The organism is Planococcus chinensis (genome assembly GCF_042681545.1).
Classification (GTDB): domain Bacteria; phylum Bacillota; class Bacilli; order Bacillales_A; family Planococcaceae; genus Planococcus; species Planococcus chinensis.
Genome location: NZ_JBHUFW010000011.1, coordinates 466,056 through 479,387, shown reverse-complemented (window position 1 = coordinate 479,387; position 13,332 = coordinate 466,056). Strand labels below are relative to the sequence as shown.

Genomic DNA, 13,332 nt, shown 5'->3' with positions numbered 1-13,332 from the left:
CTTCCACCTAACATCCAGTCTCTGCTTGCTGCGCGCAATGAGCCTACTCGATCATCATTCAACTTTTCTTTTGTTGCTTATGTAATTGTTTTTTATCTTAGCATGTTCTGGAGGCATGTCAAGCACGTTTAGCATCCAGTTGCAAAATCTTAAGAATGGTCGATAAGTACACTGCCATCCTCTTTGATTTGAATCGGCTGATAGCTTTTCTTGAATTCCAGCCCTATATAACCGGTAGAATTCAAATCCGCTGAACCTTTTATGTAGGCATCCTCATCGATGATCAACCGGTAATAGAAGCGGATTCCTTCCTCTCCATCGGAAGACTCTTCAAAGACGAATTTCTCTCCGTATTTCTCTTCAAAGAAGCGGATTGCTTCTTCGTGGCTCCGGAATACTGGCAGCTCGCTTTCTTCCTTACGAGTGATTTCCTGCATTTATGTCATTCCCTTTCTGAATCTTTTTATGGATATCGTAACACACGCGCTTAATACAGTTTTTCCCGGTAGCTCTTCTCCAGGAGTTTTCCGACTGCGGCTTCATCCACATTCGGCAGCTTCGCATGTGCCGCCAAGATTTTCGCCCCTTTTGGCAGTTCCTCCTGGTCCATCCACGTCTCCGGATTCCACAGTTCCGACCGCCGGAACGCCTTTGCGCAATGAATGAAGCATTCCTCCACATCCACGCCGATGCCAAGGAGCGGGCGTTTGCCGTTCACAGCCATCTTCTCCAACAATTCCAGGTCGCGCACCACGCTGGCTTTGCCGTTGATGCGCAATGTTTCCCCAAGCCCTGGAATCAGAAACAGCAATCCGATATTCGGATTTGAAAGGATATTCTGCAGGGAATCCATCCGCTTATTGCCGGGCCGTTCAGGTATGATCAACTGGCGATCGTTCATCACATGGACAAAACCGGCCGCATCGCCCCGTGGCGAGACGTCGCAAAACCCCGAGGCATCAGAAGTCGATATCATCAAAAACGGTGATTTTACGATAAAGGCTCTGCAATGTTCATCCAAGTAGGAAATGACTTTATTATTCACAAGTTCACTCGGCTTCCCCGTGAATTCCAGCAGCTCCTCGATGGTTTGAATCGTATTCGGAAAAGTTGGTTCGGTTATCACTGCACCACATCCCTCTCATTTCTTTTTTCTTGTCGTGCTGTTGTTTGTTTTTACTTTAACATTTCCTGTATCGAAAAAAATCATTCACGTCACCTTTATTTGTCTTCGACTGTTTTTTCGGTTTCCTGATCATCTGCTACAATCTCCACAGTCCATCTATCCTGTTCGCCATTATAAGTGACGGATCGGATAGCTGGAAAGTTAAACTGTTTGGAATCAAGGCCTTCAAGTGCCAGCTTCACTGCTTCCGCTTCCGTCAAATCTGCGCCTTCCGGCTGATACGCCGGCAGAATTTCCACGAATACAGCCCGCCCTTGGCCCGGATAAGACTCTTGAATACTGCCAGCCGCCTCTATTTCAACTCGCTGGCCGACTTCCAGCAGCTTCTTGGCATCTTTGAATGCAAAATGGATTGCTGAATAGTATTCATGTTGCCCACCGCTGCCACCAAAGTCTTTAGGTTCAGCTTCAACCGCAAGAAAGCGTTCCTCTTGCAGGCTTACAATATAAGAGCCTTCTTTAGAAGGTTTTGATGTCACAAGAGAGTCAGGATATTTGACGGTCGGTTCGCCTTCAACCGGAACCATCTTTCCTTCCTGTTCGATGATCACATCCCTATCTGGAAACGCCTTTTTCAGTTCTTCAATTTGGCTTTCGGTCAGGAAGTTATGGCCGATTTCAATTGCGCCCGTAATGGTATCCGCCGAAATGGAATACGAAACAGCGTCGGGGTTCGAGTGAGCTTCAGCCATCGGTTTCACTTTCTTGGCCGCCTGATACATCAAGTCATTTAAATCGGTACGCGTATGGGCGATCCTGAATATATGAATCGGTTCTGCCAATATCTCACCGGCGTCGATCTGCTTCTGCAAAATGCCAGCGAGTTCATCAACTCGCTCATCCGGGTCCTTAATTCCCACCCAGATGCCGGATCGGCTATCACCCGTCGACTTGTTCTCGAAAAAGATTTCGCCGATTTTCTCAAATTCAGCATCGCCACCGTAGACCGTTTCTATTGCGCTATAAACTGCCGGGGCCTCAATCCCTTGAACCGCCATGTCCTCTGCAAGCTCTTCCGTCGGTTCGCCCATAACCCCTTCTTTAAAGTCGCGCGATTCCTTCACAGCTGCAGCCGCTTCGTTCCGCTTTACTGGGTCTGCGGTCTGCTCGAGCGTGATGAGAATCTCCCGGCCGTTTGCCGCTTTTTCGTCTTTCTCGCTGCTTGCTGCCGGCCCTTCGACCTGTTCATTCGAGGCTGGAAGATCTTCCGTACCGCATGCAGCCAACAAGAACAGCATGCCGGGTACTATAAGGATCTTTTTCATCATTAGCGCCACCTTTTATAATTCGATTTCTACCCGCTCCTATACGAGCAGCCCTATAACTCATTTGACATTCTCAGCGTTAAAAAGAAGCATCTTTTTTGATCACTGGAATGGAATCAGAGACGATGTTCCGATATTCATCGCCAACTCCTCTGTAGATATGGTTCATATTGCTGGGTGCGAACTTTTTGACATGTGGAGAATCGTTTGGAAATTGCGCCAAAAAGAGAAGGTATTCTCCTTCGTTGAATTCCGGCAAGGCATCGAATAGCGGAATGATTTCGCCCGCTTCCTCTCCCTTTAATCGCTGCTGCATCCCAACGGGCACAAACAAGCTAATCGTATCTCCCGCTTGAAGCTGCATGTGATCCGGGCTTTTGGGTATTTCTTGTATCGTTACTTGGTATTCGTGATCTATCATATAAACCGACTTCTCGCCGGAAATCGGCGTTCTGACAACTTCGAAATCGCTTGCCATATCCACTACGAGAATAAATTCCGTTTCAGACACAAGGGTTTTCAAATCTTCTCTCCCTGGAATCTCAAGCGCTATCCCGCCTGCAACATTTTCTGCAGATTTGGTTGTTTCATTCTCGCTATTTTCTTTTTTGCCGCCCAGTGCTTGCTCTGCTGAATCTTCATTCTGTGCCTGGTTCTTCGCAACCGGATTCATCGGATCTGCCGGAATGTTTCTGCATGCTGCTAACCCACCTATTAAGACAACTATGCATAACCCTTTAATTATATTTTTCATGATTAACCCCCATAAACTCGCCTATACACCTCATACTCAATATACCAAATAAAACCAGTTAAAACATAAATTGTTTGAATATTCCTCTATAGAAAACTGTGTTAAATCCAAAGTTAAATGGCTAAGAAATTAATATATAGGTTTTAGGTTATAAGAGAATAGTTTCCTGTAAAAAGAGAGTGAAGATGCGCTTGGTGCAGCATCTTCACTCTCTTTTAATTCAATCAACTATTAAAAAGCCATCTTTTATAAACTTGTTTCTTTAAAGTTCCCAGCTATAAAATCGCATAGACAAGTTCTTTTTTCGACTGATCATTAATACTTATTATAATTTTTGATTGATCATTTCCTTAAATTTTTTACGTTCTTCTGAATTATTAACACTTTTTTCAGTTTCCTTGTAGAAGTTAAATATACTTTTAGTTCGCTATCATTCTTAATTAGTTTAACAACTGATGGATACTCTGAAACAAGTTGTTCAAACCAATACTTTTTTTGAAGTTGGCTTAAATTAAATTCGATTTTCTGATCTTTCGAAAGAAAACTATATCTTATTCTCCAAAGCATTGACTTCAAAATCTCCCAGGTACCCTATGTACCAATATCTATTAACATTATTATTCACCTTTTTCTATTTTTCCCTTTGATTAGAACGCAATTTAATTACTAGCAAGCTACATTCATTTTTTATGAACTACAGCATTTTCGCTCTATCAGGGTCATTCCGAAAAGAATCTTCTCCTTCATCAAATCCTTCTGGCCGCCAATGTTCTTCCGGTAATCCACTTTCCTCAAACAATTCCCGAAGTTTTTCAATGGCATCCTCCCAAGACGTAAATACTTCAAATGCATAAGGAGGTTCTGCCTCGTCGTCATTCCATACCGCCCATTTCTTATCAGGAAGCTGCGTCGCGGAGTACCAAGTATCCCCTTCCATTTCAAAAATACCAAAAGTATTATCAAAAGCAATGTTCCAATCCGGGTAACCCAATTGCTCTGCAAATTGATTGTATTTTTCAAAGAACTTTTTATGGAAAAACTTTTTTAAACGCCTCATATCGTCACCTTCCACCTTTATAGCTTCATATATGCTAACCACATTAAACCTGAATTTAATCTTCTATTCTATTTTGAAAAAATGAGATCGATCAAAATTCAGTGTTTTGTCTGAAGGTATTCGTCTTCAGCGGACCATAATACTAAAATTCAAATTAAAAAAGAGCGACATCTTTGAATAGAAATACTTGAGTAGCGGAAGTGGCAGCTCTTGAAGTGATTGTCTTTCCGTTCAAACTTAACGTTTATATTCTATTTCTTTTCTTTTTCCTCGGCGGCTTCATCTTCCAGCCAAAAATCAGGACCCGTTACATCTGATAACCAAAATAACACGTCTTGTTCATGATCTTCGGATTCTAAATTGCTACTGGGTTCGGACCTGAAGATGTAATCCCCTTGCTGAATTTTTTCTTCAGTCACGTAGTCCTTGAAATGGTAAGCTCCATATCCTCGTACAGTATTTGTTTCTTCCGGTTGTGGAGACTCCTCTCTAATTGACGTATGAACCTCTGCCAGGTAGGTGAAGAACCTGGAGAGTGACAAGTACACTTCCGCATTTCCGACAAATGAAACTCCGTCTCTATTAACTTTGATTTCCATTTTTGCATTTTTTTAAAAAATGCGGATCAAAATCTTCATATACCTTTTTTCCCTTCTTCATTTTCTTCTTTTTTTCTTATTCTTTTTCGACATTTCTTCCTCTCTCCTTATTGATATACTGTTCTCTTTGCTGCTGTCGAACTTTCGCGATATTTTGCGCTTTTAATTGCTGTGACTTTTTAATGTTGAATTATTCCCGTCGGACATTTATTCCAATGCGAAGTTAGAGAGCATGAATTTCCATCTTCTATACTCTTTATTATTTTTCAGAACCACGTATTTTTCGATAAACACTATTCAATTGGCTTCTAATATCAGCCTGGCGTTCAAGAACAGGGAACTCAACCAGTACCTCTTCCAGCTCCTTGATTAATTGATGAAGATAACTCTGATCTGAACCAAATTCAAAATCAAGGACAGCTCCGCTACTAACTGGATAACGAGTGGTCACGTTCCAAAAAATTCCTCCTTGCGGATTCATCATTGCATTGGCTTGGATTACATTCTCGATTGAAACCAATGTGGCTGTTCCCTCTAAGTTTTTATTCATGTAAACTAATTGATTACGAAACTCTCTAAATTCATCTGTTCTTAAATCTGCATGAAAATCAGCAGAAAAACCGGGAATTTGGACCCTAATTGCGGTCTTCACCCAATCCCCTTCCCATGATCCGATGGCTTCAGGAAAGCATCTTTCCAATACTTCAATTTCAATTTTCGTGTCTGTGCCTAAAATATACAGTTTCGCCATTCTCTTCGCTCATTCCTATCGTTTCTTTTCAGGCTTTGATGTCGTTAAAAAACTTACCCAAACTTCCTAAGTTCGTTTGACAGTGCTGTTCCTTTTCCATTGAGTCCTAGCCGGTTCAGCAATGGAGTCGGTAGTATACAGGTCATATAGATTTTATTTTTCATTAACTCAAGAGTAAGTTCTTCTTGATTGGCTTCGCCTGAAATTTCATCGCCGACCATCGCAAAATCAAAAGGGGATTTAAGGTAGATGGCCTCTGCAAGTCGTGCAAATACATCATTAATTTCCTCTAACCAAGGATTTAGCTCAGTTGTCAGTGGATAGCGGCAAGAAAACACTTTTTCAAAGGCAGCTTGTGGAATTGAAATGTCTAACCAGTCCGACTCACCTTCTATCCTAATGACCGAAATCATACAAGGGAGCTCCTCATTCGTTGATTCGAAAAGAATTAGGGTGCCGTAATATGACTTAACACTTTCTTCTTCAATATGTATCGGCAGCGAAATAGAACGCTTCTGGTAATCCTTTTTCTCTTCCCAAAACCCGCTGAAGAACCGACTCTTCTCCAAAGCAAAGAGTGCCTCGTTCACCCTTTGGTCATTACCAAAAGGGTGATATTCAATTGAAAGTTCATAGAATCCATCCGTCCAATTTTCCGGGTTGGTGTAAAAATCATAATCCATTTATGTTCATCTCCATTGCATTAATTCCTGTAGGGATTAACTGCACTTTCCCACTAATAGAAGGGCTGCAAGTTTGTTAACGCAGTATTACCCTAACTCCGCCAAAGTTCCCTCATCTCATTCTTCAAGATACGGAGAACGTACTTCTTCTACATACAAGCCGTTGATTATTCGAAGTTCTTCTATGATGTCATCCGTCAAGCTTTCTCCAACAAAATACATATAGTAATCATAACCAAAATGTATTTCAAACTGATTGTTGGCAACGAGTCTCCCCCAAACCTTTTCCCTGAGGATCAGTTTGACCAAATCCGACACCAAGTTATGGGAAATCGTTTTTCCTTCTGACAAGTCCATTGCTGTTTCATCTGTATGATTTTCTAAATCCACAATAGCAATATCGCTGCTCCCGTTTTTTTGCAGGAGCATTTCCACAGCTTGAATGTACTTTCCTTCTATAGCCAGGTATTGTTCCATCGTTAAAATCTTTCCTTGAAATGACTTTCCGACATCGGATATGCTGGTCCATTCATCAACTAAGGTATAGTGCCCATTTGCATCCCTGTTTTGGGGATCATATTTTGTTATCCGTACAGAGTTCATTCTTTATATTCACTCCAGATTCGGTTTTTATTTCGTGAAAACAGACCAATAATAGGTTAAGTTCTTCTAATTACAAAAAAATTATATGACTGCTAAATCATCCTATCACTTCAACATTTATTGGGTGAAGTCAACTTGTATTTTGTTCGTAAAGAGTAGATTCACTGTCTATTAATTTATTGCAATCGATTTACAGGTGATTTGGCAATCCATCATTGGAATAATCATTTTGCATTCGTATAATTGGACGCCATTCACTTCGATTTCCCCGATTGATATGTCCTGAATGAAAAATGCTTGTTCGCTGGGAGAATTGGGGATCGCTCCTTCAACACCTTTCAACCACGTATTGAAGTTCGCCAAGAAACATTCCTTGAAAAAAATTGTGTATTCCCTTTCTTCTGCCTCTTCGTCGCTTTTGCCCCAATATTTCATTGTTACTAAGTGTTTGCTATGATCGTAATGCAATTCCTTTAGTTCTGAATCAATGTAACCTGTTGCCAACAGTTGTTCTTCAATTTTTCGTCCGCTTAATCCCACTAACTTCCCCCTCCTCTTCAGACGGTTTCTTCAGTGAAATGTATATAATTCAACTTTTCTTTTTCTCTAGCCTTACCAAATTAATTCTTGCTACTTGTCTTCTTAATATACTCAGAGATGGGTCGGATAGCTAGTTAAATTTGGAAATGAAGTTTATTCAGAAAGTGTTCCTATAGGAAAAAGGGGCTGGCTAAAAAGCCCAATACGAAAGGCCAGAGGAGAAAAAGCAATGCTTTTTCTCCTCTGGCCTTTTTCTTATTCTATATCGGCTGATGGGAATGGAGGCGGCGACTCCAGCGGGGCAGCGTAGCGACGAAGTGCCGAAATCCACTCGGACGCGAGTCAATGCTTGACCGAAGCTCGCGAGGGCAAGCATTTGCGACGAGCTTGCGCAGGAGCACAAGTTCTTTGTTAGTTCGGCGCAAGCTCGCGGAAAGCGTCCGCCGCAATGGACAGCAGCCCTATTGGACAGGACCTTCTTACACCTATTTGGTTCCTACTCTTTCAAAAGTAGTTTTTCGACAAGCACTCCTAAATTTAAAACCTGCAGAAAAATTTTATTCCCTCATCAACTGCAAAACCTGTTCTTTCGTCGGAAGAGAAGAAATCGCCCCTTGCCCAGTAGTAGTCAGCGCTCCCGTAGCGTTTGCAAATGCCAGCATTTCTTGCTGATGCTCGCTTGCCAATGCCGCTAAATTATCTTGATCAGCACCCTTATCCAATAGCTGATACAAGAAAGCCCCGATGAACGCATCGCCTGCACCCGTTGTATTCTCCACTTTCACAGCATATCCCCTGGATGAATATTTACTATTCTCGACGTAGAGCTCAGCACCGCTTGCGCCTTTTGTCAGCACCACAATCTTGACGTCACCAACAAATAAAGACGCGATTGCTTTTTGCACTTCCGCAATCCCGGTAATAAACTCCAGTTCTTCATCGGAGACTTTAACAAGATGCGCCATCGGAATAAATTCCAGTATCGCCTTCCGGCATTCCTGCGGATCATCCCAAAGCGGCAGGCGCACATTCGGATCAAAGCTGATGATCCCGCCGCGCATTTTGGCTGCCTGGATCGCTTTCACATGGGCTTTTTTCATCGGGCTTTCAACCAGATCCACCGAACAAAAATGCAAGATGTCCCCCTGTTTGAACCAGTCGGCGTCTATTTCAGTATCTTCAAGCAAGAGATCGGCAGAAGGATTGCGGTAGAAAGAAAAGTCGCGTTCCCCATCTTCACGCAAGGAAACAAACGCAAGGCCGGTCTTTGCCTCTTTTGTCCGTAAGACCTTGTCTGTCCCTACGCCGGACTTTTCAAGCTGCTCCAAAAGAAAATCACCAAAAGCATCTTCCCCTAATTTAGTGATCAGTGAAGCCCCTCCGCCAAATTTCGCAACTGCCGCAGCAACATTTGCAGGAGCGCCGCCAGCGACGCGCGTAAAGGAAACGACGTCTTTCAATGCGATTCCTTTTTGGTGCGGAATAAAGTCTATTAATAGTTCGCCGATAGAAATTAAACTACCCAATAAGCCCATCTCCCTCTCGGAACATTTCTCTTTTTAATAGTCCCACTTCACCGCTTTAAACGCCACTGAACCGCCTGTTGCAAAAAAGCGGATTTCGTTGCTTTTTCGATCCGGGAAAATCCGGGAAGTGAATACTTCTTCGCCATCGTTCACAAAAATCTCTACAGATGAAGAATCGACGAACATATGGAGTTTGTAGACATTCCCTTCGATTCGGCATTTTCTTTCTGTTCCATATGCGCTTCCGATCATTTCACCCGATAGCGTGCGGTCCAAGATGATCTTCCCTTGCACGGCATCATACTTGATGACCGTTTTTTCATCTTCGCCGGCCCGGAACTCAATTCCGTACTCCAAGGCATCGCCTGGTTCAAACTCACACTCAAGTTCGTAAGTGACGCCGGCAAATCCATCGTACAATTTCTTTTCATCTTTAATGCGATCCGCCACTTCGCCTTTCTCTTTCCGGAGCGCCTGAAGTTCGGGAACAGGTTTTTGGTTCAGTTTTCCATCCTTGACCGACAATTCACGTGGGAGAGTCAAACAATGCGCCCATCCATTGATATCGCTCGGATACTCGATTTCAGGCAAGCCCATCCAGCCGACCATAAGTCGTCTGCCGGTCGGATCCACCATTGTATGGGGAGCATAAAAGTCGAAGCCTCTGTCAAGTTCGATGAAATTTCCATGCACCAATTCTTTTCGCTGCAGATCGATTTTCTTGCCCATCACATAACCTGCTTGGTAAATATTTTGATAAAGATCTCCTTCAGGTTCCAACCCTTGTGGAGAGAAAACCAAGACTCCTTGATTTTCGATTTCGAAATAATCCGGGCATTCCCACATAAACCCGAAGGAATCCAACTCCGTGTCTAGTTCTCCTTCAAATTTCCAATCCAATAAGTTGGGTGAGCTTAACAAACAAACGCCTCCGGTTTTATCCGTTCTTTGTGCGCCGATTACCGCGTAAAAACGGTCTCCCTCTTTCCATACTTTCGGATCGCGGAAATGCTCGGTATAACCAGCCGGAACATTATCAAGGACTGATTTTTCCAGTTTCGTGATTTTTTCCTGGGCATCCATAATGGCGATACATTGGTGTGGATGTCTCTCGAAATTCTCGTCCCGTGTATTTCCGGTGTAAAGCAAATAGATTTTCCCGTCATGCTCAACAGCACTTCCTGAATAGGCGCCATGGCTATCAAAATAATCGTCCGGTTGAATGGCGATTCCGACATTCTCCCAGTTCACCAAATCTGTGGATTTGGTGTGGTACCAGTATTTCAAGCCATGGACTGGACCCAGCGGATGCCATTGATAAAACAGATGGTATTCCCCGTTGTAAAAGCAAAAGCCATTCGGATCATTCAGCAGCCCGGAAACCGGTTGAATATGAAACGTTTGCCGCCAAGAACAGCTATTGACCTTTAAAATCAGCATATCTATGTCTTTCTGGCTGACTTGGTCGATACGGATGTATTTTTTCTCCCGTAGTAATTCCATTTCAAATTATGCTCCTTTTAAGAAAAGCAAAATTTCCCACCTTTGGATGAACACAGTTTCCCCTCGCCATTCCGTTCCGGAACCGGTTCCATAATTTGCTTTAGAACTCCCCCTTCTTATTTTCGACGCATATGTGATTAATGCTAAAACGTAACTCCAATCGTTAAGCATTTCCTGTATAATAAATTGATTCTAATTACCTATGAAACCGGTTCCATTTTACTGAAAATGTATCCGCTTTCATACTTTAATTATATTACTTTGTCATTTTATTGTCAACGGTGCCCCTTTCAATAATCCGGTAGTCTGAAATGTTTTTAAGGGGGATTTCGCCGCCGTTCAATAACGTTATCAAGCCCTCAGCTGCTTGTCGCCCCGCTTCTTCATACTCGAATTTAACTGTAGTCATCCCCGGATGCACGATATTGGTCATTGCATATCCGCCAAATCCGGTAATCGACAACCCGGAAGGAACAGGGATCCCTTTTAGGTGTGCTGCCTTTAACGCACCCATCGCAATATTATCTGTTGCACATACGATGATGGAAGGATTAAAGCTGTCGATGATTGTGGAAGTGATTTCAATTGCATCTTCCATTTGAAATGTTGTTTCGTAAAACCTGACTTCACAGTCTCCCTGAGCACGGATCGCCCGTTTGAACCCTTCCTTCCGCTTTACTCCGACAGCGATATCTTTCTCCGTAACCCCCAAATAGGCAATTTTCCGATGTCCATGTGCCAATACATATTTTCCCAGCTCAAAAGCAGCAGCATCGTCGTTATGGACATAACTATAGACTTTTTCATGTTGCTGCCCAATCAGGATGACAGGCAATTCCGTTTCCGAGAACGCCTTTAGATGTGCATTTGTAATTTCAGTCGCCAATAATAGGATTCCTGCCACTTTTTGATTGGATAAACTATAAACACTTTCAACTTCGCGCTCTACAACTTGGCTGGTATTCGAAATCAGCATTTGGTAATTTTGCTCCCTCAACTGCTCGTCAATCCCCATCAAAATCTGCGATGTAGCAAAAGAATCGAGGCGGGGAACAATCGTCCCGATAATGTTCGGTTTCTTCGCCTTCAGGCTTTGAGCAAAGCTATTGGGGGCGTACCCTGTTTCATTGATAATCCGCTCGATTTTCTTTCTAGTGGATTCACTGATCGACCCGCCGTTAAGATAGCGAGAAACCGTACTTTTTGCTACACCTGCCAACCGGGCTATATCCTCAATTGTATTCATTTCACCAGCTCCATATAGATACTTATTTGTCTTCAGTATATACAAGAAGTAGCGAACAGCGCGTTTTTAAATCTTGACTTGTTCGGAAAATCTTTTAATTAGTTTATCTGAATACATGTATTGCTTCGGAATCGGTTATTCTAAAAGCTCACTTTTCTACTGCACCGGCACAAAGCCTGTTTCTTCCACTAACTTCTGCCCTTCTTCTGAAAGGATCCAATCGATGAACGGTTGCACATTCGGGTTATCCGTCCCGGCGGTGATAGCGTAAAACTCTGAAGTCAGCGGGTATTCACCAGAACGGATATTTTCGATGCTTGGTTCAATGCCGTCAATGGACAGCAACTTGATCTTGTCGTTGCGGACCATCTCGGTGGAATAGAAACGGAACGTATAGCCGATGGCATTCTTGTAGTTCCGATAGCTTGCCACTTCCTCGATGATGCCGCCCATGCCTTCCGCCACTTCTTCCGTTTCAGGTTGTTGGATTTCTGTATCGCCCATGAATTTAATGAACATGGTCTGGCTGCCGCTGTCTTCAGGGCGTTGGAAGGCTCGGATTTCATCGTCTTTTCCGCCGAGATCCTGCCAATTTCCAAACTGTCCTGAATAGATTCCCCGGATCTCCTCACTGGATAAATCATTTATCGGATTTCGGGAATTGACGAAAAACACGAATGCTTCTCGTCCGATCGGCGTTAACTGGAGTTCAACGCCAGCTGCCTTTGCCGCAGCCATTTGGCCGCTGGAAGGCTCTGCTGCAAAAATTATATCGGCGTTTCCTTTAATGAGCCGGCTATAGGCAGAAGGCGTCGTCGTGGTGGCAACCGGGCCGCTATATGGTTCGTAGACCCCTTCCGGATAGGTGGCTTCGGCGAATGCCGAGAATAATGGATATAGAGCCGTTGCGCCATCCAGAATCGGCAACTCTCCTTCGATTCGGAAAGAAGCCTCCCCATCCAGCCTAGCCAGTTTCTCGCTTTCCTTGAATGGCTCATAAGCAAAGAGATCCACTTCCGAATCGCTCACTTTCTCGAAACTTTCCTTGTAGTAATGGGGTACGGCAAAGGCTGCTCCTCCTGCCAATACCAACGAGATCCAAACAATCGTTTTTTTCCCGTTTCCGTTTCCGACGATAAAAACCAAGAGGATGATCAGTGAAAGGATGATTGCCCCAAAGAGGCCCATTAAGTGCGTATTGCCCGTATTTAAGATATGTAATGCTCCGCCAAAAAACACAAAAATCATTCCAGCGATTATTAGAAAAACAGCTATTACTTTATCGAACCCATTCATCTTATATCCTCCATTAGTACTTCTTATAAGGTACCGTAATCTTTCATTTTCAGTTTTCATAATTAGTTCTTCTTATAAAACTTACATTCGTCTGCTCTGCCAACTAAGGAGCGTGTCGTAACAACCTACATTTCAGGAATAAAGATTAAGTTAATGAATAATAAGTCTTCTTCACTCCGTTAATTTATTCCTCTAAAAGACCGTCTAATCTATAGTAGCACTGGAAGGAAATAAAAAGGATTTAAATATTTGTATTTATCGGGAGAAAATCATCTCTGTATAATTGTCGAATTTGTATTCGAAAACTTTTCATTCTTAGAGAT

General features: G+C 42.9%; 14 protein-coding genes. All 14 read right to left on the bottom strand.

What is annotated here, in order from left to right:
• Positions 1-149: 149 nt before the first annotated feature.
• The 14 genes from ACFSDB_RS14970 to ACFSDB_RS14905 all read right to left on the bottom strand — a co-directional run bounded on the left by ACFSDB_RS14970 (position 150) and on the right by ACFSDB_RS14905 (position 13,009).
• Positions 150-437, bottom strand: coding sequence for a hypothetical protein (locus ACFSDB_RS14970; RefSeq protein ID WP_204890588.1), 288 nt, complete (start codon positions 435-437; stop codon positions 150-152).
• A gap of 50 nt (positions 438-487) precedes the next feature.
• A complete protein-coding gene (locus tag ACFSDB_RS14965) occupies positions 488-1,126 on the bottom strand; it encodes a pyridoxamine 5'-phosphate oxidase family protein (RefSeq protein WP_204890587.1) in 639 nt (212 codons plus the stop codon).
• 95 nt (positions 1,127-1,221) lie between these two features.
• Positions 1,222-2,451: a DUF3221 domain-containing protein gene (locus ACFSDB_RS14960; RefSeq protein ID WP_204890586.1), complete on the bottom strand. Its 1,230-nt coding sequence runs from the start codon at positions 2,449-2,451 to the stop codon at positions 1,222-1,224.
• Between the two features lie 79 nt (positions 2,452-2,530).
• Entirely contained in the window at positions 2,531-3,205 is a 675-nt protein-coding gene (locus ACFSDB_RS14955) for a hypothetical protein (protein WP_204890585.1), read from the bottom strand.
• A gap of 694 nt (positions 3,206-3,899) precedes the next feature.
• Positions 3,900-4,277 carry a hypothetical protein gene (locus ACFSDB_RS14950; RefSeq protein ID WP_377340468.1) on the bottom strand — a complete coding sequence of 126 codons (378 nt, stop codon included), beginning with the start codon at positions 4,275-4,277 and terminating at the stop codon, positions 3,900-3,902.
• Between the two features lie 236 nt (positions 4,278-4,513).
• Positions 4,514-4,861, bottom strand: a complete 348-nt coding sequence (locus ACFSDB_RS14945; RefSeq protein ID WP_204890584.1) for a hypothetical protein — start codon at positions 4,859-4,861, stop codon at positions 4,514-4,516.
• Between the two features lie 259 nt (positions 4,862-5,120).
• On the bottom strand, positions 5,121-5,612 hold the full coding sequence (locus tag ACFSDB_RS14940) for a WapI family immunity protein (RefSeq protein ID WP_204890583.1): 492 nt from the start codon (positions 5,610-5,612) through the stop codon (positions 5,121-5,123).
• 53 nt (positions 5,613-5,665) lie between these two features.
• Positions 5,666-6,295 carry a hypothetical protein gene (locus ACFSDB_RS14935; protein WP_204890582.1) on the bottom strand — a complete coding sequence of 210 codons (630 nt, stop codon included), beginning with the start codon at positions 6,293-6,295 and terminating at the stop codon, positions 5,666-5,668.
• Between the two features lie 117 nt (positions 6,296-6,412).
• Positions 6,413-6,898, bottom strand: a complete 486-nt coding sequence (locus ACFSDB_RS14930) for a hypothetical protein (protein ID WP_204890581.1) — start codon at positions 6,896-6,898, stop codon at positions 6,413-6,415.
• A gap of 171 nt (positions 6,899-7,069) precedes the next feature.
• Positions 7,070-7,438: a hypothetical protein gene (locus ACFSDB_RS14925; RefSeq protein WP_204890580.1), complete on the bottom strand. Its 369-nt coding sequence runs from the start codon at positions 7,436-7,438 to the stop codon at positions 7,070-7,072.
• A 557-nt stretch (positions 7,439-7,995) separates the two neighbouring features.
• Complete coding sequence (locus tag ACFSDB_RS14920) at positions 7,996-8,964, bottom strand: carbohydrate kinase family protein (RefSeq protein ID WP_204890579.1); 969 nt, start codon at positions 8,962-8,964, stop codon at positions 7,996-7,998.
• Positions 8,965-8,997: 33 nt separating this feature from the next.
• Positions 8,998-10,467: a glycoside hydrolase family 32 protein gene (locus ACFSDB_RS14915; RefSeq protein ID WP_204890578.1), complete on the bottom strand. Its 1,470-nt coding sequence runs from the start codon at positions 10,465-10,467 to the stop codon at positions 8,998-9,000.
• A gap of 256 nt (positions 10,468-10,723) precedes the next feature.
• Complete coding sequence (locus ACFSDB_RS14910) at positions 10,724-11,713, bottom strand: LacI family DNA-binding transcriptional regulator (protein WP_204890577.1); 990 nt, start codon at positions 11,711-11,713, stop codon at positions 10,724-10,726.
• A 156-nt stretch (positions 11,714-11,869) separates the two neighbouring features.
• Entirely contained in the window at positions 11,870-13,009 is a 1,140-nt protein-coding gene (locus ACFSDB_RS14905) for a PstS family phosphate ABC transporter substrate-binding protein (RefSeq protein WP_204890576.1), read from the bottom strand.
• Positions 13,010-13,332: the final 323 nt, after the last annotated feature.

Bases quoted from the DNA above. Each gene is read 5' to 3' on its own strand.
- ACFSDB_RS14970 (WP_204890588.1), bottom strand. From the start codon at position 437: ATGCAGGAAATCACTCGTAAGGAAGAAAGCGAGCTGCCAGTATTCCGG.
- ACFSDB_RS14960 (WP_204890586.1), bottom strand. From the start codon at position 2,451: ATGAAAAAGATCCTTATAGTACCCGGCATGCTGTTCTTGTTGGCTGCA.
- ACFSDB_RS14955 (WP_204890585.1), bottom strand. From the start codon at position 3,205: ATGAAAAATATAATTAAAGGGTTATGCATAGTTGTCTTAATAGGTGGG.
- ACFSDB_RS14945 (WP_204890584.1), bottom strand. From the start codon at position 4,861: ATGGAAATCAAAGTTAATAGAGACGGAGTTTCATTTGTCGGAAATGCG.
- ACFSDB_RS14940 (WP_204890583.1), bottom strand. From the start codon at position 5,612: ATGGCGAAACTGTATATTTTAGGCACAGACACGAAAATTGAAATTGAA.
- ACFSDB_RS14935 (WP_204890582.1), bottom strand. From the start codon at position 6,295: ATGGATTATGATTTTTACACCAACCCGGAAAATTGGACGGATGGATTC.
- ACFSDB_RS14930 (WP_204890581.1), bottom strand. From the start codon at position 6,898: ATGAACTCTGTACGGATAACAAAATATGATCCCCAAAACAGGGATGCA.
- ACFSDB_RS14915 (WP_204890578.1), bottom strand. From the start codon at position 10,467: ATGGAATTACTACGGGAGAAAAAATACATCCGTATCGACCAAGTCAGC.
- ACFSDB_RS14910 (WP_204890577.1), bottom strand. From the start codon at position 11,713: ATGAATACAATTGAGGATATAGCCCGGTTGGCAGGTGTAGCAAAAAGT.
- ACFSDB_RS14905 (WP_204890576.1), bottom strand. From the start codon at position 13,009: ATGAATGGGTTCGATAAAGTAATAGCTGTTTTTCTAATAATCGCTGGA.